At 59.2% G+C, this 22,887-nt stretch carries 18 protein-coding genes; 3 read left to right on the forward strand and 15 right to left on the reverse strand.

The genetic code is table 11. The features are described from left to right. Positions 1–6: 6 nt before the first annotated feature. Genes murG through mraZ form a run of 10 tightly spaced genes read right to left on the reverse strand, consistent with a single transcriptional unit; the run spans position 7 to position 11,029 of the window. Complete coding sequence (gene murG / locus ACJ8PL_RS15855) at positions 7–1,071, reverse strand: undecaprenyldiphospho-muramoylpentapeptide beta-N-acetylglucosaminyltransferase (RefSeq protein ID WP_028127853.1); 1,065 nt, start codon at positions 1,069–1,071, stop codon at positions 7–9. A 3-nt stretch (positions 1,072–1,074) separates the two neighbouring features. Further along, entirely contained in the window at positions 1,075–2,277 is a 1,203-nt protein-coding gene (ftsW, locus tag ACJ8PL_RS15860; protein ID WP_015376649.1) for a cell division protein FtsW, read from the reverse strand. Continuing rightward, on the reverse strand, positions 2,274–3,593 hold the full coding sequence (gene murD, locus ACJ8PL_RS15865) for a UDP-N-acetylmuramoyl-L-alanine--D-glutamate ligase (protein WP_049300163.1): 1,320 nt from the start codon (positions 3,591–3,593) through the stop codon (positions 2,274–2,276). Before murD ends, ftsW begins: the two co-directional genes overlap by 4 nt. 2 nt (positions 3,594–3,595) lie before the next feature. Then, positions 3,596–4,678, reverse strand: a complete 1,083-nt coding sequence (gene mraY, locus ACJ8PL_RS15870; RefSeq protein ID WP_004932782.1) for a phospho-N-acetylmuramoyl-pentapeptide-transferase — start codon at positions 4,676–4,678, stop codon at positions 3,596–3,598. Continuing rightward, positions 4,672–6,033, reverse strand: a complete 1,362-nt coding sequence (gene murF / locus ACJ8PL_RS15875) for a UDP-N-acetylmuramoyl-tripeptide--D-alanyl-D-alanine ligase (RefSeq protein ID WP_028127855.1) — start codon at positions 6,031–6,033, stop codon at positions 4,672–4,674. Before murF ends, mraY begins: the two co-directional genes overlap by 7 nt. After that, positions 6,030–7,517 carry a UDP-N-acetylmuramoyl-L-alanyl-D-glutamate--2,6-diaminopimelate ligase gene (gene murE, locus ACJ8PL_RS15880; protein ID WP_442531271.1) on the reverse strand — a complete coding sequence of 496 codons (1,488 nt, stop codon included), beginning with the start codon at positions 7,515–7,517 and terminating at the stop codon, positions 6,030–6,032. Before murE ends, murF begins: the two co-directional genes overlap by 4 nt. After that, on the reverse strand, positions 7,504–9,267 hold the full coding sequence (locus tag ACJ8PL_RS15885; RefSeq protein WP_004932790.1) for a peptidoglycan glycosyltransferase FtsI: 1,764 nt from the start codon (positions 9,265–9,267) through the stop codon (positions 7,504–7,506). The genes murE and ACJ8PL_RS15885 overlap by 14 nt, the downstream gene beginning before the upstream one ends. A gap of 42 nt (positions 9,268–9,309) precedes the next feature. Beyond that, complete coding sequence (gene ftsL, locus ACJ8PL_RS15890; RefSeq protein WP_015376645.1) at positions 9,310–9,630, reverse strand: cell division protein FtsL; 321 nt, start codon at positions 9,628–9,630, stop codon at positions 9,310–9,312. Further along, complete coding sequence (gene rsmH / locus ACJ8PL_RS15895; RefSeq protein ID WP_016929092.1) at positions 9,627–10,568, reverse strand: 16S rRNA (cytosine(1402)-N(4))-methyltransferase RsmH; 942 nt, start codon at positions 10,566–10,568, stop codon at positions 9,627–9,629. Before rsmH ends, ftsL begins: the two co-directional genes overlap by 4 nt. Before the next feature lie 2 nt (positions 10,569–10,570). Continuing rightward, the gene (gene mraZ / locus ACJ8PL_RS15900) at positions 10,571–11,029 is read right to left on the reverse strand and encodes a division/cell wall cluster transcriptional repressor MraZ (protein WP_004932796.1); all 459 of its coding nucleotides are present in this window, start codon (positions 11,027–11,029) and stop codon (positions 10,571–10,573) included. A gap of 861 nt (positions 11,030–11,890) precedes the next feature. On the opposite strand from mraZ, the gene ACJ8PL_RS15905 reads away from it, so the two are divergent. Continuing rightward, on the forward strand, positions 11,891–12,331 hold the full coding sequence (locus ACJ8PL_RS15905) for an L-alanine exporter AlaE (RefSeq protein WP_004932798.1): 441 nt from the start codon (positions 11,891–11,893) through the stop codon (positions 12,329–12,331). Between the two features lie 39 nt (positions 12,332–12,370). Here ACJ8PL_RS15905 and cra read toward each other — a convergent pair whose 3' ends face one another. The 5 genes from cra to leuO all read right to left on the reverse strand — a co-directional run bounded on the left by cra (position 12,371) and on the right by leuO (position 19,344). Next, positions 12,371–13,375, reverse strand: coding sequence for a catabolite repressor/activator (gene cra, locus ACJ8PL_RS15910; protein ID WP_397609384.1), 1,005 nt, complete (start codon positions 13,373–13,375; stop codon positions 12,371–12,373). A 218-nt stretch (positions 13,376–13,593) separates the two neighbouring features. After that, complete coding sequence (gene ilvN / locus ACJ8PL_RS15915; protein WP_004932806.1) at positions 13,594–14,085, reverse strand: acetolactate synthase small subunit; 492 nt, start codon at positions 14,083–14,085, stop codon at positions 13,594–13,596. Positions 14,086–14,087: 2 nt separating this feature from the next. Further along, positions 14,088–15,806, reverse strand: a complete 1,719-nt coding sequence (gene ilvI, locus ACJ8PL_RS15920) for an acetolactate synthase 3 large subunit (RefSeq protein ID WP_033641254.1) — start codon at positions 15,804–15,806, stop codon at positions 14,088–14,090. Positions 15,807–16,122: 316 nt separating this feature from the next. Continuing rightward, complete coding sequence (locus ACJ8PL_RS15925) at positions 16,123–17,931, reverse strand: AMP-dependent synthetase/ligase (protein ID WP_442531272.1); 1,809 nt, start codon at positions 17,929–17,931, stop codon at positions 16,123–16,125. Between the two features lie 465 nt (positions 17,932–18,396). Continuing rightward, entirely contained in the window at positions 18,397–19,344 is a 948-nt protein-coding gene (gene leuO / locus ACJ8PL_RS15930) for a transcriptional regulator LeuO (protein WP_442531273.1), read from the reverse strand. A gap of 874 nt (positions 19,345–20,218) precedes the next feature. Here leuO and leuA point away from each other — a divergent pair. Together leuA and leuB are read left to right on the forward strand one after the other, a co-directional pair. Beyond that, entirely contained in the window at positions 20,219–21,793 is a 1,575-nt protein-coding gene (leuA, locus tag ACJ8PL_RS15935; protein WP_016929098.1) for a 2-isopropylmalate synthase, read from the forward strand. A gap of 2 nt (positions 21,794–21,795) precedes the next feature. Continuing rightward, on the forward strand, positions 21,796–22,887 hold the full coding sequence (gene leuB, locus ACJ8PL_RS15940; RefSeq protein ID WP_025159635.1) for a 3-isopropylmalate dehydrogenase: 1,092 nt from the start codon (positions 21,796–21,798) through the stop codon (positions 22,885–22,887).

Genomic DNA, 22,887 nt, shown 5'->3' on the forward strand with positions numbered 1-22,887 from the left:
CACTCGTTACCTGGCGAGCCGCACCAGCTCCGCCGCCACGCGCTCGGTGGCGTCCGGAATGGCGACCGCGCGCGCTTTCTCGGCCATGGCCAGCAGCGTCTTGCGATCCCAGCTCGCCAGCAGCTCGGCCACCACATCGGCGTTGAACTGCGGCTGTTCGATAATCTTCGCCGCGCCGGCTTCTTCCAGCGGACGTGCGTTCCAGTACTGTTGACGATCCTTGTGCATGAACGGCACGAAGATCGCCGGCAGCCCCGCCGCCGCGATTTCGCTGACGGTCAACGCGCCGGAGCGGCAGACCACCACGTCGGCCCAGGCATAGGCGGCTGCCATGTCGTCGATGAACTCGGTCACCTTGTGCTGCGTCTGCCCTACCCTCTCGTAGTCGCGCAGCACCGTTTCCAGCGCGCCCTTGCCAACCTGATGCCAGAGCGTAATTCTATCGCCCAAACGCGCCGCGACTTCAGGAACTGTCTGATTCAGCACGCGCGCGCCCTGACTTCCGCCAATCACCAACACACGGATCGGGCCTTCGCGCCCTTGCAACCGCTCCGCCGGCAGTGGCAGCGCCAACACGTCGGTACGCACCGGGTTGCCCACCACCTCGGCGTTCGGGAACGCGCCGGGGAAGGCCTGCATCACTTTGGCGGCGATGCGCGCCAGCCAGCGGTTGGTCAAACCGGCGATGCCATTCTGCTCGTGCAGCACCACCGGGATGCCGCACTGCCAGGCCGCCAGGCCGCCGGGGCCGGAAACGTAACCGCCCATCCCCAGCACCACATCCGGCTGATAGCTGCGCATAATGGCTTTCGCCTGCCGCACCGCCTGCCAGATCCGCAGCGGCGCCGTCAACTGGGCCTTCAGGCCCTTGCCGCGCAGGCCGGAGATGCGGATAAAATCAATCTCGATCCCGTGCTTCGGCACCAGATCGGCTTCCATTCGGTCTGCGGTTCCGAGCCAGCGCACCTGCCAGCCCTGCGCCATCAGATGATGCGCGACCGCCAGCCCCGGGAACACGTGCCCGCCGGTACCGCCTGCCATCACCATTAAACGCTTAGGTTTCCCGCTCATCCCTTACCTCTTCACAAACGCCTGAGCCTTGGTCAGGCGCGTTTCATAATCAATTCGCAGCAACAGCACGATCGCCGTCGACATAATCAGCAAGCTCGAGCCGCCGTAACTGATCAGCGGCAGCGTCAGACCTTTGGTCGGCAGCATGCCCGCGGCGGCGCCGACGTTAACCAGCGCCTGGAAGCTGAACCACACGCCGATCGCGCAGGCCAGGAAGCCGGAGAAGCGTTGGTCGATCTCCAGCGCGCGGCGCCCGATGGACATCGCGCGAAAAGCGACGAAGAATACCATTAACAGGGCTAAAACCACACCGATATAGCCCAGTTCTTCACCCAAAATGGAGAAGATGAAGTCGGTATGCGCTTCCGGCAAATACTCCAGTTTCTGCACCGAGTTGCCGAGCCCCTGCCCCCAGAACTCACCGCGGCCGAATGCCATCAGCGACTGGGTCAACTGGTAGCCGCTGCCGAACGGGTCGGCCCACGGGTTCCAGAACGAGGTCACGCGGCGCATACGGTACGGTTCCGCGATAATCAGCAGCACCACGGCGAACACGCCGGAGCCGATGATCGCCAGGAACTGCCACATTTTCGCGCCGGCCAGGAACAGCATCGCCAGCGTGGTGATGAACAGCACCACCACGGTACCGAGGTCCGGCTGCGCCAGCAGCAGCACCGCCAGCACCACCATCACGCCCATCGGCTTACAGAAGCCCCAGAAGTTGCTGCGCACCTCTTCCACCTTGCGCACCAGATAGCTCGCCAGGTAGCAGAACAGCGACAGCTTGGACAGCTCTGCGGGCTGAATACGCAGCGGGCCGAGCGCGATCCAACGCGAGGCCCCGTTTACCGAGCTCCCCACCACCAGGACGATCAGCAGCATCACGATCGACATCAGCAGCATTACGTTGCTGTAGCGCTGCCAAACTTCCATCGGGATGCGCAGCGTCACCAGCGACAGACCGAACGCCAGGCCGAGGTACAACGCATCACGTTTGGCGAACAGGAACGGATCGTCCGCCAGGCGTTGGCCGATCGGCATCGACGCCGAAGTCACCATCACGAAGCCGATGATCGCCAACCCGAAGGTCAGCCACAGCAGGGTGCGATCGTACAGCACCATGTTGACCGCGTCGTTGTCGCGCGCGCCGGTCACCCAGTCTTTCAGCCGTTCTGTCAGCCCGAAGTTCGGCAAGCGTAGTTTCATCCGCCAAGCTCCTGCGCCAGGCGGGCGAACTCATCGCCGCGCACTTCAAAATTACGGAACTGATCGAGACTGGCGCAGGCCGGCGACAACAACACCATATCGCCGGGCTGTACGCGGCCGGCGATGGTGCGCATCGCCTGCTCCATGGTCTCGGTCAGCGTCGCCACTTCCGGCCGCAGCTGCGCCAGCTGGGCGCCGTCGCGGCCAAAGCAATACAGACGCACGTTGTCGCCCTGCAGATAGCGCGCCAGCGGCGAGAAATCGGCGGACTTGCCGTCGCCGCCCAGCAGCAGATGCAGCGTGCCGTCCACCTGCAGGCCGTTCAGCGCCGCTTCGGTGCTGCCGACGTTGGTAGCTTTGGAATCGTTGATCCAACGCACGCCGTTGTTCTCCCAGGCCAGCTGGAAGCGGTGCGCCAGGCCGGTGAAGGTGGTCAGCGCCTTCAGGCTGGACGCGCGCGGGATATTGACCGCATCCGCCAACGCCAGCGCCGCCAGGGCGTTGGTGTAGTTGTGGCGGCCGGTCAGTTTCATCTCGCGCGTATTCAGCACCTTGTCACCGCGCACCCGCAGCCAGGTTTCCCCCTGCTGACGGTTCAGGTGATAGTCGCCCACGTCCGCACCGAAGCTGACGCAGCGCTCGTCGGCGCCGCGCACCGGCATGGTCAGCGCATCGTCCGCGTTCACCACGCACACGGCGGCGTTTTCATACACGCGCAGCTTGGCGCCGCGATACTGCTGCAGGCCGAACGGATAGCGATCCATATGGTCTTCGGTCACGTTCAGGATGGTCGCCGCCGCCGCCCGCAGGCTATGCGTCGTTTCCAGCTGGAAGCTGGACAGCTCCAGCACGTACAGCCGGCATTCCTGGCGCAGCAGGCTCAGCGCCGGCAGGCCGATATTGCCGCCCACGCCCACCGCCCAACCGGCGGCTTTCGCCATCTCGCCCACCAGGGTGGTGACGGTGCTTTTGCCGTTGGAGCCGGTGATCGCCACGATCGGCGCCTGCGCCTCGCGGCAGAACAGCTCGACATCGCCGACGATTTCCACGCCGGCGTCAGCCGCGGCGCTCAATGCCGGGGTCGCCAGCGCGACGCCCGGGCTGGCGACGATCAGATCCGCCGCCAGCAGCCAGTCCTGATTCAAATCACCCAGATGGCGCTCCACGCTTTCAGGCAGTTTGTCCAACCCTGGCGGCGCGATACGGGTATCCATCACGCGCGGCGTAACGCCGCGCGCCATGAAGAAATCGACACAGGACAGGCCGGTGAGGCCCAACCCGATGATGACGACTTTTCTACCCTGATAGTCTGCCATGATTAACGCACCTTCAGCGTTGCCAGGCCAATCAGCACCAGCATCAGCGAAATGATCCAGAAGCGCACGATCACGCGCGGTTCCGGCCAGCCTTTCAATTCATAGTGGTGGTGAATCGGCGCCATGCGGAAAATGCGTTGTCCACGCAGCTTGAACGACCCCACCTGCAGGATCACCGACAGCGTCTCTACCACGAATACGCCGCCCATGATCACCAACAAGAACTCCTGACGCAGCAGCACCGCGATGGTGCCCAGCGCGCCGCCCAGCGCCAGCGAACCGACGTCGCCCATAAATACCTGCGCCGGGTAGGTGTTGAACCACAGGAACCCGAGGCCGGCGCCGACGATGGCGGTGCAGACGATCACCAACTCACCGGCATGACGCAGATACGGAATATGCAGGTAGTTGGCGAAGTTCATGTTACCGGTCGCCCAGGCCACCAGCGCGAAACCGGCCGCCACGAATACCGTCGGCATAATCGCCAGGCCGTCCAGGCCATCGGTCAGGTTGACCGCGTTGCTGGTGCCGACGATGACGAAATAGGCCAGCAGGATGTACAGCAAGCCCAGCTGCGGCATCACGTCCTTAAAGAACGGCACAACCAGCTCGGTGGCTGGCGTGTCTTTTCCTACGGCGTACATGGCGAATGCGACAATCAGCGCAATCACCGACTGCCAGAAATACTTCCAGCGGGCGATCAGCCCTTTGGTGTCCTTACGCACCACCTTGCGGTAGTCGTCGACGAAACCGACGATGCCGTAACCCACCAGCACAAACAGCACGCACCAGACATACGGGTTGGACGGGTAGGCCCACATCAGCACCGAAATGGTGATGGAGGTCAGGATCATGATACCGCCCATGGTCGGCGTGCCGCGCTTGCTGAAGTGCGACTCGGGGCCGTCGTTACGCACTACCTGCCCGAAGGACATTTCTTGCAGACGCTTGATCACCCGCGGGCCCATCCACAGCGACAGGAACAGCGCGGTCAGCAGGCTGACAATGGCTCGGAACGTCAGATAAGAAAAGACGTTGAAGCCTGAGTAATACTTGACCAAATGCTCGGCCAGCCAAACTAACATGGTGCTTTCTCCTGTAACGCGCGTACTACCTGCTCCATTGCGGCACTACGTGAACCTTTGATTAACACGGTGATGACCGCATGTTCCGACAGTAATTCCGCCACGCGCGCGATCACTGCTGTCTTGTCCTGATAATGTTCGCCATTGCCGGAGGCTTCGCTCAGCACGCGGCTCAACCCGCCGACGCTGATCACTTTGTCGACCCCGGCCAGACGGGCGGCTTCACCCACCTGACGGTGGCACTCTTCCGCTTCTGCGCCCAGCTCGGCCATATCGCCGACCACCATCACGCGATAGCCCGGCATTTCCGCCAGCACCTGCGCCGCCGCGGTCATCGACCCGACGTTGGCGTTGTAGCTGTCATCCAGCAGCAGCTTGTCTTCGGCCAGCGCCACCGGGAACAAACGCCCCGGCACCGCCTGCAATTGCTTCAACCCCTGACGCACCGCTTCAAGGGTGGCGCCCACCGACATCGCCAGCGCCGTGGCCGCCAGCGCGTTGGCCACGTTGTGGCGCCCCGGCAGCGGCAGCGCGATCTCGGCGGTGCCGAACGGGCTGTGTAACGTAAACTGCGTGCCTGCGCCGTTCACCCGCACGTCGTCCGCGAAGAAGTCCACGCCTTCGGCGGCCTGCGGCGAGAAGCGCCAGACGGTTTTGCCGCCCAGCATGCTCTGCCAGTGCGGCCAGTCGTTGTTATCGGCGTTGATGATCGCCACGCCGTCGGCCGGCAGGCCGGTAAAGATTTCACCTTTCGCCTGGGCGACGCCGGCCAGCGAGCCGAAGCCTTCCAGGTGCGCTGCCGCCAGGTTGTTCACCAAAGCGGTCTGCGGACGCGTCAATGCGGTGGTGTAAGCAATTTCGCCAATGTGATTAGCGCCCAGCTCTATCACGGCAAAGTCATGCTGCGGCTCCAGACGCAACAGCGTCAGCGGCACGCCGATGTCGTTATTGAAGTTGCCGGCGGTATACAGCACTTCGCCGCATTCACGCAGAATGGCGGCGGTCATTTCTTTCACCGATGTCTTGCCCGAGGAGCCGGTCAGCGCCACCACGCGCGCAGGCACCTGTTGACGCACCCAGGCGCCAAGCTGCCCCAGCGCCAGACGGGTGTCTTTCACCACCAGCTGCGGCGCGTCCACCAATAAGCGCTTACTGACCAGCAACGCCCCGGCGCCTGCGGCTACGGCATCCGCCGCGAAGTCGTGAGCGTCGAAACGCTCGCCTTTCAGCGCTACAAACAGGCAACCGGCGGTCACCTTGCGGGTGTCTGTCGTCACCTCGACAATTTGGCAATCGGCGCCGATCAGTTCAGCGCTCAATACCTCAGCCAGTGTCTGAAGAGAGACAGGGATCATGCCAGCACCCCCAGCAGCCGTGCGACCGTCGTGCGGTCGGAATAATCCAGACGGCGGTTGCCCACCAGCTGATAATCTTCGTGGCCTTTGCCCGCCACCAACACCACATCCTGCTCCTGCGCCTGCATGATGGCGCTGGTCACCGCTTCGGCGCGGCCGTGGATCACCAGCGCCTGCCCGGCGTCCAGCAATCCGGTCAGGATGTCGTTGATAATCGCGCGCGGCTCTTCGGTCCGCGGGTTGTCATCGGTGATCACCACGCGATCGGCGAACTGCTCGGCGATGCCGCCCATCAGCGGACGTTTGCCCTTGTCGCGATCGCCGCCGCAGCCGAACACGCACCACAGCTGCCCCTGGCAGTGCAGGCGCGCAGCTTCCAGCGCTTTCTCCAGCGCATCCGGCGTGTGGGCGTAATCCACCACCACCGTCGGTTTGCCCGGCGCGTTAAACACTTCCATGCGGCCGCAGACCGGCTGCAGACGGCTGCCGGTTTCCACCAGCGCCTCCAGCGGGTAGCCCAACGACAGCAGCGTCGCCAAGGCCAACAGCAGGTTGCTGACGTTGAAAGCGCCCATCAGGCGGCTTTCGATCTCGCCGTCGCCCCAGCTGGAGCTGAAACGAACCGTGGCGCCGTTGTCGTGATAGTCGACCGCCGTGGTTTTCAGCCAGCGGCCGTGGCAGCCCGGCTGCAGGTTGTCCAGCATCGTCACCGCTACCGCATCCGGCAGCTTGCTCAGCCAGCGCTGGCCGACTTCATCGTCGGCATTGATGATCGCCTGCCCCACGTTGTGGGCGGCGAACAGCGACCATTTGGCCGCTTCGTAATTGGCCATGTCACCGTGATAATCCAGGTGATCGCGGCTCAGGTTGGTGAAAACCGCCGCAGCGAACGGCAGCGCCGCCACCCGGTGTTGCACCAGACCGTGGGATGAGACTTCCATCGCGGCGAAGGTCGCGCCCTGTTCCGCCAACTCGTTTAATACGTGTTGAACATCCACCGCAGAACCGGTGGTATTCTCCGTCGGACACACCTGGCCCAGCAGGCCGTTGCCGACGGTGCCCATTACCGCGCTGGTTTCGCCCAGCAGTTGGCTCCACTGCGCCAGCAGTTGCGTGGTGGTGGTTTTGCCGTTGGTGCCGGTCACCCCGACCAGGAGCAGACGCTCGCCCGGCTGATGGTAAAAACGCCCGGCCAGCGCGGAAAGGCGCTGGTTCAGTTGGCTCAGGTAGATCACCGGCACGCCGTGCATCTCAACGATGGCGCCGTCTTCGGCCTGACCGTCAGCCTCGGCGATCACAGCGGCGACGCCCTGCGCGATGGCCTGCGGAATATAGCGGCGTCCATCCGTTTGATGGCCGACCACGGCGACAAACAGATCCCCGGCAGCCGCCACGCGGCTGTCTAATGTCATTTCCCGCAGCGCGCGCCCGGGTGCCGTCGGCACCCACGGGGCGAGTAAGTCGCGCAAATTACGATCTGCCACCTGAACCCTCTTTCTTGTTAATCACTAATTCGCTTTTGTCACCGGTGGGCAACGCGTCAGGCTCGACGTTCATGGTGCGCAATACGCCGCCCATGATGGCGCCGAACACCGGCGCGGAGATTGCGCCACCATAGTATTTCCCACCCTGCGGGTCGTTGATGACGACCACCAGGGCAAAACGGGGGTTACTTGCCGGCGCGACGCCGGCGGTATAAGCGATGTATCGGTTGACGTATTTGCCGTCCGGGCCCACTTTTTTCGCGGTACCGGTTTTGATGGCGATACGGTATCCCTTGATGGCGGCTTTCACGCCGCCGCCGCCCGGCAAGGCCACGCTTTCCATCATGTGCACCACGGTGCGCACCAGAGGTTCAGGGAAAACGCGTTCGCCGGCGACCGGAGGGTCAACCTTGGTGATCGACAATGGGCGATACACGCCCAGGCTGCCGATCGTTGCATAGACTCGCGCCAACTGTAACGGAGTTACCATCAGCCCGTAGCCGAAAGAGAAGGTGGCCCTCTCTATGTCAGACCACCGTTGTTTTTTTGGGTATATGCCACTGCTTTCTCCGACCAGCCCCAAATTGGTCGCTTTTCCCAGCCCAAAACGAGAGTAAGTATCTACTAACGCTGAGGACGGCATCGCTAACGCCAGCTTTGAAACACCGACGTTACTCGACTTCTGCAAGATCCCGGTCAATGACAGCTCCGAGTACCGCGCCACGTCTTTGATCTCGTGGCCCTGAATGCGGTACGGGATGGTGTTCAGCACGCTGTTTTCTCTCACCACGCCGTTTTGCAGCGCGGTCATCACCACCATCGGCTTCACGGTTGAACCGGGTTCAAAAATATCGGTGATGGCGCGGTTACGCATGGTTTCTTTCGGCGTACCGGCCATGTTGTTCGGGTTGTAAGACGGGCTGTTGGCCATCGCCAGCACTTCGCCGGTGTTCACGTCGATCAGCACCGCAGTGCCCGATTCGGCCTTGTTGAACGCCACCGCGTTGTTCAGCTCGCGATACACCAGCGCCTGCAGGCGCTCATCGACGCTCAGTACCAGGTTGTGCGCCGCCTGACTGTCGACGGAGGAGATATCTTCGATCACCCGGCCGAAGCGGTCCTTACGCACCGTTCTCTCGCCCGGTTGCCCGGTCAGCCAGCGGTCGAAGCTCTTCTCGACGCCTTCGATACCTTGCCCGTCGATGTTGGTCACGCCGATGATGTGCGACGTCACCTGCCCCGCCGGGTAGTAACGGCGCGACTCCTGCCGCAGGTAGATCCCCGGCAGCTTGAGTTTGTGAATGTAATCGCCGATCGCCGGGTTAACCTGGCGCGCCAGATAAACGAAACGCCCTTTCGGGTTGGCGTTGATGCGGTTGGAAAGCTGGTCCAGCGGGATGTTCAGCGCATCGGAAAGCGCTTTCCAGCGGCTGTCCAGCGTGATGCCGCCGCGCTCGTTCAGCTCTTTCGGATCGGCCCACACCGCATTCACCGGCACACTGACCGCCAATGGACGGCCGGCGCGATCGCTGATCATGCCGCGCGCGGTCGGCACTTCCTGCACGCGCAGCGAACGCATGTCGCCTTCTTTCACCAGACGATCGGGGTTGATGACCTGCAGGTACGCGACGCGCAACATCAGGCCAACCATCGCCAGCAAAATGCAGCCGCACAGCAACGCAAAACGCCAGCTGACAAAGCTGGCCTGATCTTCCTGGCGTCTCAACTTACCGGGGCGCGCTGCTTTCATGCGTTTCCTTTCTACTCCGTGTCATTATTCCGGTTAAACCATTCATTGTTTAACGATGATATTTTCCTGCGATGGATCAACGTGTTGCATCTGCAGTTTTTCTGTCGCGATACGTTCAACCCGGCTGTGATCGCCGAGGGCGTTCTCTTCTAAAATCAGGTTGCGCCACTCGATATCCAGCGCATCGCGCTCCAGAACCAGCTGTTCGCGCTCAGCGGTCAGCAGGCGGGTGCGGTGCGCGGTAGTCACCACGAAAATCGCGGAAACCAGTGACGCAATCAGTAAAATCAGGGGGATCTTGGCATTGCGCAGCAGATCGCCGCCAATCACCCCGACCAAACCGTGACGTTCGTTGCCGATCACGCGGGCATCCTCTCAGCAATACGCAGCACCGAGCTGCGCGCACGCGGGTTGTCCGCCACTTCCGCTTCCGACGGCATCATTTTGCCCAGCGCTTTCAGCGTCCGGCCGCCCATGCCGCGCAGCTGCTCTTCGGTCAACGGAATGCCCGCCGGCACCTGAGCGCCGCGGCTGTGGTGACGCATAAAGCGTTTGACGATGCGGTCTTCCAGCGAGTGGAAGCTGATGATCGACAAACGGCCCTGCGGGGCCAGCACTTCCAGCGCGCCGTCGAGCGCACGCTCGATCTCTTCCAGCTCGCTGTTGATATAGATGCGGATCGCCTGGAAGCTGCGCGTCGCCGGATGCTTGTGCTTTTCACGGAACGGGCTGGCATCGGCGATCAGATCCGCCAGCTCTTTGGTGCGCGTCATCGGCTCCACGCGGTTTCTTTCCACGATGGCGCGCGCGATGCGCTTGGCGAAACGCTCTTCGCCAAAGGTTTTCAGCACCCAGGCGATATCGTCCGCTTCGGCCTTCATCAGCCATTCGGCGGCGGACAGGCCGGTGGACGGATCCATGCGCATGTCCAGCGGACCGTCGCGCATAAAGGAGAATCCGCGCTCCGCGTCGTCAAGCTGCGGCGAGGAAACGCCCAGATCGAGCAGAACGCCGTCGATCTTGCCCACCAGGTCGCGCTCCCGCACATAGTGCGACAACTCGGAAAATGGGCCGTGTACGATGGTAAAACGAGGATCTTCAATAGATTTGGCGGCTGCAATCGCCTGAGGGTCACGGTCAATCGCCAGCAAGCGCCCTTCCGGCCCCAGTTGGGACAGAATCAGACGAGAATGGCCACCGCGACCAAAAGTACCGTCGATATATATGCCGTTGCTGCGGATGTTGAGGCCGTTGACGGCTTCGTCCAGCAGGACGGTGGTGTGTTTATAGTTTTCCAACATGCTTATAGCGACAAGTCCTGTAGCCGCTCAGACAACGGTTCCTGAGTCGACTGTTCAGCGTCAATATCATCCTTGACTTGTTGATACCAGGTCTGTTCATCCCACAGTTCAAACTTGTTGAACTGACCGACCAGCATCACTTCTTTCGTGAGCCCGGCGTGTTGCCGCAGCGTACTGGCTAACAGCAAACGACCGGCACTATCCATCTGACACTCACTGGCATGCCCCAGCAGCAGGCGCTGAACGCGGCGCTCGGCGGGATTCATGCTCGACAGACGTGATAATTTTTGTTCAATAATTTCCCATTCGGGCAAAGGATAAAGCAGCAGGCAGGGCTGATGGAGGTCAATGGTACAGACCATTTGGCCTTGCGATTCCTCGTTGAGCAATTCCCGATATCGGGTAGGTACGGCGAGCCGCCCTTTGCTGTCGAGGTTGACCATCGTCGCTCCACGGAACATTCCTGAGCTACCCCTTAGTGACCGTTTTCACCACTTTACCCCACAAATTCCCACACAATGGAGTTTACGGAGGGTATGAAAACCTTGTCAAGCCAGAGCGCCAGCGCTTTGGCAATATTTCTCTGGTCATTTTGGGAGCTGACTCGCGAAAGAAACTCTGATTATTCGACGATTAAAAATTAACACCATGATAAACGGAGAGAATTTTCTAAGCGGAAAGAATCTGATTAAAAACCTGACGAACTGGCGATTAATTAACTCATTACTTCCTTCTGCAAGCCATGTCTCATTTTTCAGCTCGGCAATCTCAGGGCTGTAACCGCTGGCGAGCCGCGCCCGCCAAGGCTCGGCGCCAGGCGAACCGATCGCGGAATAAGGCCATAACCCCTTGAGTTAATAACGCTCAATCGTTATTCACCGTAAAGCCGGGCGCTATTTTACTTCAATTTGCACCGCCGTGATGAGGGCGCGATAAAAATAAATGGCTCGGATATTACGAGCAGAAGTAATTTCGATTCAAATCAATTTGGTAAGATTATTCCCAAAATACCTGTTTACAATTATGGTTTCATTTTCTTACACCTTTATTTCCACAATTTTTGCCGGAAAAATCCCCTTCAAAAACGAAAAATCGCAACCTTATGTTTTTAATCGATTTATTTAAAAACGCCGATTTTAATCTCTCCGCCCCATCCTATGCCCCAGCTCTGCGGGACAAAAAGCGAACAAATGTTAAAAATAAAAATATAAACCTAGTTAAAAAAGACAATTCAGATTAGTACACTATAAAAAAGGCAAAAAACCAGCCTTAACATCCAATAATTAATAACTTAACAGAATTTTAACCAAAGAGGATGACACATGCTTTCGCCCGCGACTCACTGGCGTAGCGCCGCTGCCGATACGTTCGCACTGGTGGTGTACTGCTTTATCGCCGGCATGGCGATAGAAGTGTTGATCTCAGGCATGAGCTTCCAGCAATCCCTCTCTTCGCGCCTGCTGTCGATCCCGGTCAACATCCTGATCGCCTGGCCTTACGGCCGCTATCGCGATCTGTTTATCCGCACGGCGCGCCGCTGCCCGCGCGGCCAGTTCCTGCTGCGCAACCTCGCCGATCTGCTGGCCTACGTCAGCTTCCAGTCGCCGGTTTATGCCGCCATTCTATGGAGCGTAGGCGCCGACGGCCAACAAATGCTGGCGGCGGTAACCAGCAATGCGCTGGTCTCCATGGCGATGGGCGTGGTGTATGGCTATTTCCTGGAATACTGCCGGCGGCTGTTCCGGGTGGCGGACTACGTCTAAACCAGGAGCCCGCCAACGCGGGGGCTCCTGCCAGGCAAACTACTTGCGGCTCAGGCTGCCGCGGCGGAACAGATTGCGGCGAATACGCGTCAATCCAGGCTTGGGTTTACGCGGTTCGTCCAGGCTGGCCAACACCAGCTCCAGCACGCGTTCGGCCACGTCACGATGGCGCTGCGCCACCGCGAGCACCGGGCACTCCAGGAAATCCAACAGTTCATGGTCGCCGAAGGTGGCAATCGCCAGATCGGTCGGCAAACGGCCGCGTTGCTTCAGCGTCACGTCCATCACTCCCTGCAACAGCGAGAACGAGGTGGTGAACAGCGCCTGCGGCATCGGGTGCGTCTTCAGCCATTCGGCAAACAGCGCGCCGGCGGCTTCACGCTCATAGCTGTTGGCATACAGGTAATCGACGTGGCGGGGATCCTCTTGCCAGGCCCGGCGGAAGCCCTGCTCACGCAGGAAGCTGACCGAAAGCTCCGGCAAGGCGCCCAGATACAGCACCGATTCAGCCGGGAAGGTGCGCAGCTCCTCCGCCAGCGCAAAGGCATCTTCCTCGTCGGCCCCGACGACGCTGATGAAATGTTCGCGATCCAACGCGCGGTCCAGCGCGATGATCGGCAGCGGATCGTTGGCCCAGCGTTGATAGAAGGGGTGCTCCGGCGGCAAGGCGGTGGAAACGATGATGGCGTCCACCTGACGCTGCAGCAAATGCTCGATACAGCGCATTTCGTTGTCCGGCTGATCTTCGGAACAGGCGATCAGCAATTGATAACCACGCTGGCGCGCCTGACGCTCCAGGTAGTTGGCGATACGGGTATAGCTGGTATTTTCCAGATCCGGGATCACCAGACCGATAGAACGGGTGCGCCCGGCGCGCAGCCCTGCCGCGACGGCATTCGGGTGATAGTTGTGCTCCCTAACCACGGCCATCACTTTCTCGACGGTTTTATCGCTGACACGATACTGCTTCGCCTTGCCGTTGATGACATAACTGGCCGTCGTGCGCGAAACGCCCGCGAGACGCGCGATTTCATCCAGTTTCACATTAACCCCTTAATGACGCTGAAAATAGAAGTGAAGGCTGTGCTCGGATTAACCATGGCATCCCGTACGGTTATTCAATCCAGCCTCTGCGATCTAACAGCAGAAAACACTACCTAGCAACCGCTTTTGCCGAAAGGTGCCAGCAATCGGGCAAAAAATACCGAAAAACAAAGGGCGCAGCCACGCCGCGCCCCGAATTATTCGCCGCCAGACCACGCTCAGCGCATAATTTTGTCGCCGCGCGACACGCCGACCACGCCGGAACGCGCCACTTCCACGATCTCCGCCACTTCACGCACCGCGCTCAGGAAGGCGTCGAGCTTGTCGCTGGTGCCGGCCAGCTGCACCGTATACAGCGTCGCCGTCACATCAACGATCTGGCCGCGGAAAATGTCGGCGCAGCGCTTCACTTCTTCACGGCCGTAGCCGCTGGCCTGCAGCTTCACCAGCATGATCTCGCGCTCGACGTGGGCGCCCTGCACCAGCTCGCTAACGCGCAGCACGTCCACCAGCTTGTGCAACTGCTTCTCAATCTGCTCCAGCACTTTCTCGTCGCCGACGGTCTGGATAGTCATGCGCGACAGCGTCGGATCGTCGGTCGGCGCCACCGTCAGGCTCTCGATGTTGTAACCGCGCTGGGAGAACAACCCCACCACGCGCGAGAGGGCGCCGGATTCGTTTTCCAGCAAGACAGATAAAATACGGCGCATGATCAGGTCCTCTCCGTTTTGCTAAGCCACATTTCGTCCATGCTTCCGCCGCGGATCTGCATCGGGTAAACATGTTCGGTTTCATCGACGGTCACGTCGACGAACACCAGCCGCTCTTTTTCCGCCAGCGCCTGCGCCAGCTTGCTTTCCAGCTCATCCGGCGTGCGGATGGCGATGCCGACATGGCCGTAAGCCTCGGCCAGCTTGACAAAGTCCGGCAGCGAATCCATGTAAGACTGCGAGTGGCGGCCGGAATAAATCATGTCCTGCCACTGCTTGACCATGCCCAGATAACGGTTGTTGAGGTTCACCACCACCACCGGCAGGTTATATTGCAGCGCGGTGGACAGCTCCTGAATGTTCATCTGGATGCTGCCGTCGCCGGTGACGCACACCACGGTTTCCTCCGGCAGCGCCAGCTTGACGCCCAATGCCGCCGGCAGGCCAAAGCCCATGGTGCCGAGGCCGCCGGAGTTGATCCAACGGCGCGGTTTGTCAAACGGGTAATAGAGCGCGGCGAACATCTGGTGCTGCCCCACGTCGGAGGTCACATAGGCGTCGCCTTTGGTCAGGCGATGCAGGGTTTCGATCACCGCCTGCGGCTTGATGGTGCCGCTGTTTTTGTCGTACCCCAAACAGTCGCGGGCGCGCCACTGTTCAATAGACTGCCACCAATCGCGCAACGCATCGTGATCCTGCGCCTTGTCATCCTGCGCCAACAGCTCCAGCATCTGCACCAACACCTGTTTGGCATCGCCGACGATCGGAATATCGGCATCCACCGTTTTGGAGATCGAGGTCGGATCGATATCGATATGCAGCACGGTGGCATCCGGGCAGTATTTGGCCAGATTGTTGGTCGTACGATCGTCGAAACGCACGCCGACGGCGAAGATCACGTCGGCATGGTGCATGGTTTTGTTGGCTTCATAAGTGCCGTGCATGCCGAGCATGCCGACACTCTGGCGATGGGTGCCGGGGAAAGCGCCCAGTCCCATCAGGCTGCTGGTCACCGGCAGGTTCAGCTGCTCCGCCAACGCCAGCAGTTCGGCTTCGCAACCGGCGTTGATCGCGCCGCCGCCGACATACATCACCGGCTTCTTGGCCGCCAGGATGGTTTGCAACGCGCGTTTGATTTGCCCGCGATGGCCCTGCACCGTCGGGTTATAAGAACGCATGCTCACGTCCTGCGGGTAGGCATAAGGCATCCGCACCGCCGGGCCGACGATGTCTTTCGGCAGATCGATCACCACCGGGCCGGGGCGGCCGCTGGAAGCCAGGTAAAAGGCCTTCTTCAACACCGCCGGGATGTCTTCGGTACGTTTCACCAGGAAGCTGTGCTTCACCACCGGCCGAGAAATCCCCACCATATCGCACTCCTGGAAGGCGTCGTAGCCGATCAGCGAGCTGGGCACCTGCCCCGACAGCACCACCATCGGTATCGAGTCCATATAGGCGGTGGCGATGCCGGTAATGGCGTTGGTGGCGCCGGGGCCGGAGGTCACCAGCACCACGCCCACTTCGCCGGTGGCGCGTGCGTAACCGTCGGCCATGTGCACTGCCCCTTGCTCGTGGCGCACCAGAATATGATCGATCCCTCCGACCGTATGCAGGGCGTCGTAGATATCGAGCACCGCCCCGCCGGGGTAGCCGAATACATGTTTAACGCCCTGATCGATCAACGATCGGACGACCATCTCGGCTCCTGACAACATCTCCATGGGTTTGCCTCCAGGCTTGCTTATTCTTCTCTGGCGCCGGAACGTAGCGCCTGCTGCGGGGCAATGCCCCTAAATTTTTATGGGTTGTCGCTATCGAATTAACATAACGTCAGAATATGGGGCAGGCAAACGGCAAAATGGCTTAACGGCGGCGGGGTTATTGCCAAGCGGCTGGAGATCGCAGCTTTATAAAAACAATGCGCTAGCCTCAGGGTTGTTGGGCTAGGCATTGTTTCGAACAGGAGGAAAATTACAGAACTAAATCAGGTGAAGGATATGCCGCTTTTTTCGCCGGGCACGTGGCCCGGCGGCGGCGTCAGGTCTGTTCCCGGTACATCGAGTCGATTTCGCGCTGATAGCGCTGCAGGATCACTTTGCGGCGCAGCTTCAGGGTTGGCGTCAGCTCCCCCAACTCCATGGAAAAAGCCGCCGGCAGCAGAGTGAACTTCTTCACCTGTTCGAAGCGCGCCAGCTCCTTTTGCATCTCGCGCAGGCGCTTTTCGAACATCGCGAGGATCTCGCCGTTGCGCAGCAGCTCCAGGCGATCCTGATACTTCAGGTTGACTGACTTCGCGTACTCTTCCAGCGACTCAAAGCACGGCACGATCAGCGCGGAAACGAACTTGCGCGCATCGGCGATGATCGCCACCTGCTCGATAAAGCGGTCCTGCGCCAACGTGCCTTCCAGCATCTGCGGAGCGATGTATTTGCCGCCAGAGGTTTTCATCAAATCCTTAAGGCGCTCGGTGATGAACAGATTGCCCTCTTCATCGATCGCCCCGGCGTCGCCGGTTTTCAGCCAGCCGTCTGCGGTAAAGGTCGCGGCGGTTTCCAACGGTTTGTTGAAATAGCCGCGCATCACGATCGGCCCGCGCACCTGAATTTCATTTTCTTCACCGATGCGCACCTCGACCTGCGGCAGCGGTTTACCGATAGAGCCGAAGCGGAAATGCCCTTCTTCCCAGCAGGACACGGTCGCACAGGTTTCGGTCATGCCGTAACCGTACTTGATGTTGACGCCCATCGCCTGGAAAAACAGGATCACATTGTCATCCAGCTTGGCGCCCGCCGCCGGCAGGAAGCGCACCCGACCGCCGAGGATACCGCGCAGCTTGCTCAATACCAGCTTGTCGGCCCAGCGGTGAGAGAGTTCGAACAGTTTGCCCAACGGTTTGCCGGCCCGCTCTTGCAGGAACTTGCGCTCCCCGCAGACGATCGCCCAGTGGAACAGCGCGCGGCGCAGCCAAGGGGCACGCGCCACTTTTTCATGCACCGCGCTGAAAATCTTCTCGTAGAAACGCGGCACCGCGCACATTAACGTCGGCCGCACCTGCCCCATCGCTTCCCGAACCCAGTCGGTGTTCGGCAGGAAAACGTTCTGCGCGCCGGAATGCATGACAAAGAAGCTCCAGGCACGCTCAAACACGTGCGACAGCGGCAGGAAACTGAGCGACACATCCTCTTCGCCGACCGTCAGTCTCTCATCATGCAGGTAGAGCTGTGCCGCCAGGTTGCGATAATCCAGCATCACCCCTTTCGGCTCGCCGGTGGTGCCCGAGGTATAGATCAGGGTGAAGAGATCCTGCAGGTCGCACTCTTCAATGCGCTGCCGACGTTGAGCGATAAAAGCCGCCGGATCGACGGCATGCTCGAAAGCGCTCAGGTGTTGGGCTATCTCGCAATCGCGCAGATCGGCATCCTCGTCGAACACGATAATATGACGCAGTTGCGGACAGACGCCGCGCAGCGCGATGGCGGCGTCCAACTGCGCCTGTTCGCCGACGAACAGGATGCGAATGTCAGCGTCATTGATGACGAAGGCCGCCTGCGCCGGCGTATTGGTGGAATAGAGCGGTACGCTGACGCCACGCAGGTGCAGGATCGCGAGATCGGTCAACGACCAGGCCATCGTGTTATTGGCGAAGATACCGATACGTTCTTGCACTTCGGCGCCCAGCGCCAGCAGCCCGGCGGCAATGCGATCAATGCGGGCAGCCGCCGCTCCCCAGGTCAGTTGAAACTCGCCGTTGGGCGACCATTGGCGAAATGCTGTGCGATCGGCTCGGTGGGTGATTTGATGCTGTATACGATGGATCAAATGGTATTGCAGCAGATTAGTGATCATAGTGCTCTAAGCCTGAAATGAATCATACCGTTAAGCCTGAACGACGCCTTGCGGCCCTCATCTCAGCTTACACGTGTTTACTTTTTTCCGCGCAGTCTACCTACTCTCAGGCAGGGGGAAAAGCGATTTCAGCGTAGAAGTGTGAGCCAAAACTCAAGCCGGCTTTCGCGCTTTCATGGGTTGGACAGAATGGGAAGGAAAAGGTTTGATGGCGGCCATAAAACGCGGCCCGTTCGGGCCGCCACATCGAGTTAGTTTAAAATCCCAACTGGAGAGTAAAAATCAGAATATTAATTTATATTAATTGTTTTCGCTAAATGAACAAATTTACCCTAATAATAAGTTATTCTATCGCCGCAAAACCAAGAAACATCTTAATAAAAACACAGATAGTTCTTAGTTTTTATCATGAGAAAAAAACGCTCAGTTGAATATTATCTTTATATGGCTCCCATCTTTATCGCTTTACTTTGGGTTACCCGCCTCAATCAGGACAGATTTCATCCACTGGTGGCCTTTATCCCGCTCTGAAGATTCATGCCAGGATAGGTAGCAGGTGGCTTTATTATCGTTGCCACATAAAGGAACCGCCTTTATTTTCAACGCCTCCGTCAGCTGTCGCACCAACCAGGCGGGCGCAATCGCCACCATTTCCGTTTGCGACACCATATTCAACACGCTGTAAAGATCCGTGCACTGCTGCGTCACGGCACGCAGCATCGGCTCGTCTGAATAAAAAGGTTTACTGAACGATCCAAAACTTTCCAGGGAAACCGCAGCATGCTGCTCGGCCAGCATGTGCTCCGGCGTCACCTCCTCGCCTATTCTCGGGTGCGCCTGCGCAACCGTCAGCACTAATTCGTCGTCGAACATCGCCAGGCTGCGAAACTCCGCCGACTCGAAACGGCTGTAGCCGATGACAAACTCGACGTCCTGATAACGCAATTGATGTTCAATATTATTGTTAATGTATGACTTTATTTGCAGGTTAAGCTGCGGCGCTATCTGTTTGACGTGATTAATTATCCCGGCGCCCAGACGCAAATCGAGCGGGCTGCACAGCGACAGGGAGAACGCTCGCGTGCTGGTCAGCGGCTCAAACTCAGATCCCGGCAACTCATTCTGCACCAGCTGCAGCGCTTGCCGCACCGGCCCGAACAGCTGCCTGGCCCGCATGGTGGGCTGGATCCCGCGGCCGCAGCGCACGAACAGTTCGTCGTTGAACATCACCTTCAGGCGCGCTACCGCATTGCTCACCGCCGGCTGCGACATCCCTAACGAATTAGCGGCTCGCGTAATATTTTGCATTTGCATCACGGCGTCAAACACCGTCAGTAAATTAAGATCGACGCTGCGCAAATGAATGTCCGCCGGCTCTTTGACCATGGCGATTTCTGAATCATACTCAGCCATATTTCACTCCACTAAATCCTGTGTAGATAATCTAATCCTTATGCTCGACAAACAATGAAACGCCGCATTGTCTTATCTTTGCACGACAAATTCTGCCATTACCGTCATCAACCGATAAAAAACCTCGTGTTATCGACACGATATAAGTCGTATATGGAATACATGTCAGCAGCTTCCCCCGTCAGCGAGAAGAATGCCACCTGGGTAGTACTAATAATTAGGTATCAACAATGATTAATACAATTGAACAACGTCGCCGCACTGTATGAGACAAACTATAAAAACACATCATAAGCAATCAAACCATCTAAAAACACCGCTCACTTTGTGTAAAAACGCATTATTTTGTTATATTATGACTAAAACAATCAATTATTCATATGAGTTCAATTTAAACCATTTGTATTGAAAATGTTATTTCATTGCTCCCCGTGATTAATCCCTCTTGTTTTTTTCATCACAAATCTTAACGCAACGAAATCCAGAAGCAATTAGCGCAGTATATATTCGATTCGTTTATGCTAAGCAGCACGCAAACTGGTCCCATTTTTTTCTCTAAGGCGTCGTTTTTTTGCCGAATGATCCTCTGTTTAGCTAATGGGCTGATGCATTGTCCCCGCATTCAATCAGGTGTTGACATCGCCAGGCCAATCACGTATCAAATTAGGCAGACACCCAATTTAAGAGAAGCTGAACCCTTATGATCCGTACTCACCGTCTACTAGGCCTACTACTTAACGCATCTTGTTTGCGCGGTATGCCTATGGACGAAGTTCGGAGCTGACTCAGCCGATCACCCATAAGAAACCCGCGCTACTGCGCGGGTTTTTTTTTGCCCGCTTAGCGTGAAATCAACACGATAAGGAATGCACCGATGAGCCAACAAGTCATTATTTTCGATACCACGCTGCGTGATGGCGAGCAGGCGCTGCAGGCCAGCCTGAGCGTAAAAGAGAAGATTCAGATTGCGCTGGCGCTGGAAAGAATGGGCGTTGACGTGATGGAAGTCGGCTTCCCGGTCTCTTCGCCGGGCGACTTCGAGTCGGTGCAAACCATCGCGCGCCAGATCAAGAACAGCCGCGTCTGCGGCCTGGCCCGCTGCGTGGACAAAGACATTGACGTGGCCGCCGAAGCGCTGCGCGTCGCCGAAGCGTTCCGCATCCACGTATTCCTGGCCACCTCGACCCTGCACATCGAATCGAAGCTGAAGCGCTCGTTCGACGAAGTGCTGGAGATGGCGGTGCGCTCGGTAAAACGCGCCCGCAACTACACCGACGACGTGGAGTTCTCCTGTGAAGACGCCGGCCGCACGCCGATCGACAATCTGTGTCGCGTGGTTGAAGCCGCCATCAACGCCGGCGCCACCACCATCAATATCCCGGACACCGTCGGCTACACCACGCCAAACCAGTTCGGCGGCATCATCACTACCCTGTATGACCGCGTGCCGAACATCGACAAAGCCATCATCTCCGTGCACTGCCACGACGATTTGGGCATGGCGGTCGGCAACTCCATCGCCGCGGTGCAGGCCGGCGCCCGCCAGGTGGAAGGCACCCTGAACGGCATTGGTGAACGCGCAGGCAACTGTTCGCTGGAAGAAGTAATCATGGCGATTAAAGTGCGCCAGGACATCATGAACGTGCACACCAACATCAATCACCAGGAAATCTTCCGCACCAGCCAGATCGTCAGCCAGCTGTGCAACATGCCGATCCCGGCCAACAAGGCGATCGTCGGCTCCAATGCCTTCGCCCACTCCTCCGGCATTCACCAGGACGGCGTGCTGAAGAACCGCGAAAACTACGAAATCATGACCCCGCAGTCGATCGGCCTGAAAGACGTGCAGTTGAACCTGACCTCCCGCTCCGGCCGCGCGGCGGTGAAACACCGCATGGAAGAGATGGGCTACCAGGAACAGGATTACAACCTGGATAGCCTGTACGCCGCCTTCCTGAAGCTGGCCGACAAAAAGGGCCAGGTATTCGACTACGATCTGGAGGCGCTGGCCTTCATCAACAAACAGCAGGAAGAGCCGGAGCACTTCAGCCTGGGTTACTTCAGCGTGCAGTCCGGCAGCAGCATCATGGCCACCGCCTCGGTGAAACTGATCTGCGGCGGCGAAGAGAAAGCCGAAGCCGCCACCGGCAACGGCCCGGTCGATGCGGTCTATCAGGCGATAAATCGCATCACCGACTACCCGATCGAGCTGGTGAAGTACCAGTTGACCGCCAAGGGCCATGGCCGCGACGCGTTGGGCCAGGTGGATATCGTGGTCTCTTACAACGGCCGCCGCTTCCACGGCGTGGGTCTGGCGACCGACATCGTCGAATCCTCCGCCAAGGCGATGGTGCACGTGTTGAACAATATTTGGCGCTCACAGCAGGTAGAAAAAGAAAAGCAGCGCCTGCAGCAAAACAAACATCAAAATAATCAGGAAACGGTGTGAACATGACGAAGACTTATCACATTGCCGTCTTGCCCGGAGACGGCATCGGCCCGGAAGTAATGGCTCAGGCGCGCAAAGTGTTGGACGCGGTGCGTCAACGCTTTGACATTCGCATCACCACCGCCGAGTACGACGTCGGCGGCATCGCCATCGATCGCCACGGCAGTCCGTTGCCGGCGGCGACCGTCGCCGGCTGCGAGCAGGCCGACGCCATCTTGTTCGGCTCGGTGGGCGGCCCGAAATGGGAACACCTGCCGCCGGCCGAGCAGCCGGAACGCGGCGCGCTGTTGCCGCTGCGCAAGCACTTCAAACTGTTCAGCAACCTGCGCCCGGCGCGCCTGTATCAAGGGTTGGAGGCATTCTGCCCGCTGCGCGCCGACATCGCCGCCCGCGGCTTCGACATTCTGTGCGTGCGCGAATTGACCGGCGGCATCTATTTCGGCCAGCCGAAGGGCCGCGAAGGCCAGGGCATGCAGGAACGCGCCTTCGATACCGAGGTGTATCACCGTTTCGAGATTGAACGCATCGCGCGCATCGCCTTCGAATCCGCCCGCAAGCGCCGCCACAAAGTGACGTCGATCGACAAGGCCAACGTGCTGCAAAGCTCCATTCTGTGGCGTGAAGTGGTCAATCAGGTCGCCAAGGATTACCCGGACGTATCGCTGTCGCACATGTATATCGACAACGCCACCATGCAGTTGATCAAGGATCCGTCCCAGTTCGACGTGCTGCTGTGCTCCAATCTGTTCGGCGACATTCTGTCCGACGAGTGCGCGATGATCACCGGCTCAATGGGCATGCTGCCGTCCGCCAGCCTGAATGAGCAAGGCTTCGGCCTGTACGAACCGGCGGGCGGTTCCGCGCCGGATATTGCAGGCAAAGGCATCGCCAACCCGATTGCGCAGATCCTGTCCGCCACCCTGCTGCTGCGTTACAGCCTGGGCGCCGATGAAGCGGCCGACGCCGTGGAGCGCGCCATCAACCAGGCGCTGGAACAGGGCTACCGCACAGCCGATCTGGCCGGTGACGGCAAAGCTGTCAGCACCGATGAAATGGGCGACATCATCGCCCGCTTTGTAGCTCAGGGGGCATAA

Source organism: Serratia sp. CY83965, from assembly GCF_052166375.1.
GTDB lineage: Bacteria > Pseudomonadota > Gammaproteobacteria > Enterobacterales > Enterobacteriaceae > Serratia > Serratia marcescens.

Excerpts from the sequence above, each read along its gene's own strand:
- mraZ (WP_004932796.1), bottom strand. The coding sequence starts at position 11,029 with ATGTTCCGTGGAGCGACGATGGTCAACCTCGACAGCAAAGGGCGGCTC.
- ACJ8PL_RS15885 (WP_004932790.1), bottom strand. The coding sequence starts at position 9,267 with ATGAAAGCAGCGCGCCCCGGTAAGTTGAGACGCCAGGAAGATCAGGCC.
- ACJ8PL_RS15905 (WP_004932798.1), top strand. The coding sequence starts at position 11,891 with ATGCTTTCGCCCGCGACTCACTGGCGTAGCGCCGCTGCCGATACGTTC.
- murG (WP_028127853.1), bottom strand. The coding sequence starts at position 1,071 with ATGAGCGGGAAACCTAAGCGTTTAATGGTGATGGCAGGCGGTACCGGC.
- ACJ8PL_RS15925 (WP_442531272.1), bottom strand. The coding sequence starts at position 17,931 with ATGATCACTAATCTGCTGCAATACCATTTGATCCATCGTATACAGCAT.
- leuO (WP_442531273.1), bottom strand. The coding sequence starts at position 19,344 with ATGGCTGAGTATGATTCAGAAATCGCCATGGTCAAAGAGCCGGCGGAC.
- ftsW (WP_015376649.1), bottom strand. The coding sequence starts at position 2,277 with ATGAAACTACGCTTGCCGAACTTCGGGCTGACAGAACGGCTGAAAGAC.
- murF (WP_028127855.1), bottom strand. The coding sequence starts at position 6,033 with ATGATCCCTGTCTCTCTTCAGACACTGGCTGAGGTATTGAGCGCTGAA.
- leuB (WP_025159635.1), top strand. The coding sequence starts at position 21,796 with ATGACGAAGACTTATCACATTGCCGTCTTGCCCGGAGACGGCATCGGC.
- leuA (WP_016929098.1), top strand. The coding sequence starts at position 20,219 with ATGAGCCAACAAGTCATTATTTTCGATACCACGCTGCGTGATGGCGAG.
- mraY (WP_004932782.1), bottom strand. The coding sequence starts at position 4,678 with ATGTTAGTTTGGCTGGCCGAGCATTTGGTCAAGTATTACTCAGGCTTC.
- rsmH (WP_016929092.1), bottom strand. The coding sequence starts at position 10,568 with ATGTTGGAAAACTATAAACACACCACCGTCCTGCTGGACGAAGCCGTC.
- murD (WP_049300163.1), bottom strand. The coding sequence starts at position 3,593 with ATGGCAGACTATCAGGGTAGAAAAGTCGTCATCATCGGGTTGGGCCTC.
- ilvN (WP_004932806.1), bottom strand. The coding sequence starts at position 14,085 with ATGCGCCGTATTTTATCTGTCTTGCTGGAAAACGAATCCGGCGCCCTC.
- ilvI (WP_033641254.1), bottom strand. The coding sequence starts at position 15,806 with ATGGAGATGTTGTCAGGAGCCGAGATGGTCGTCCGATCGTTGATCGAT.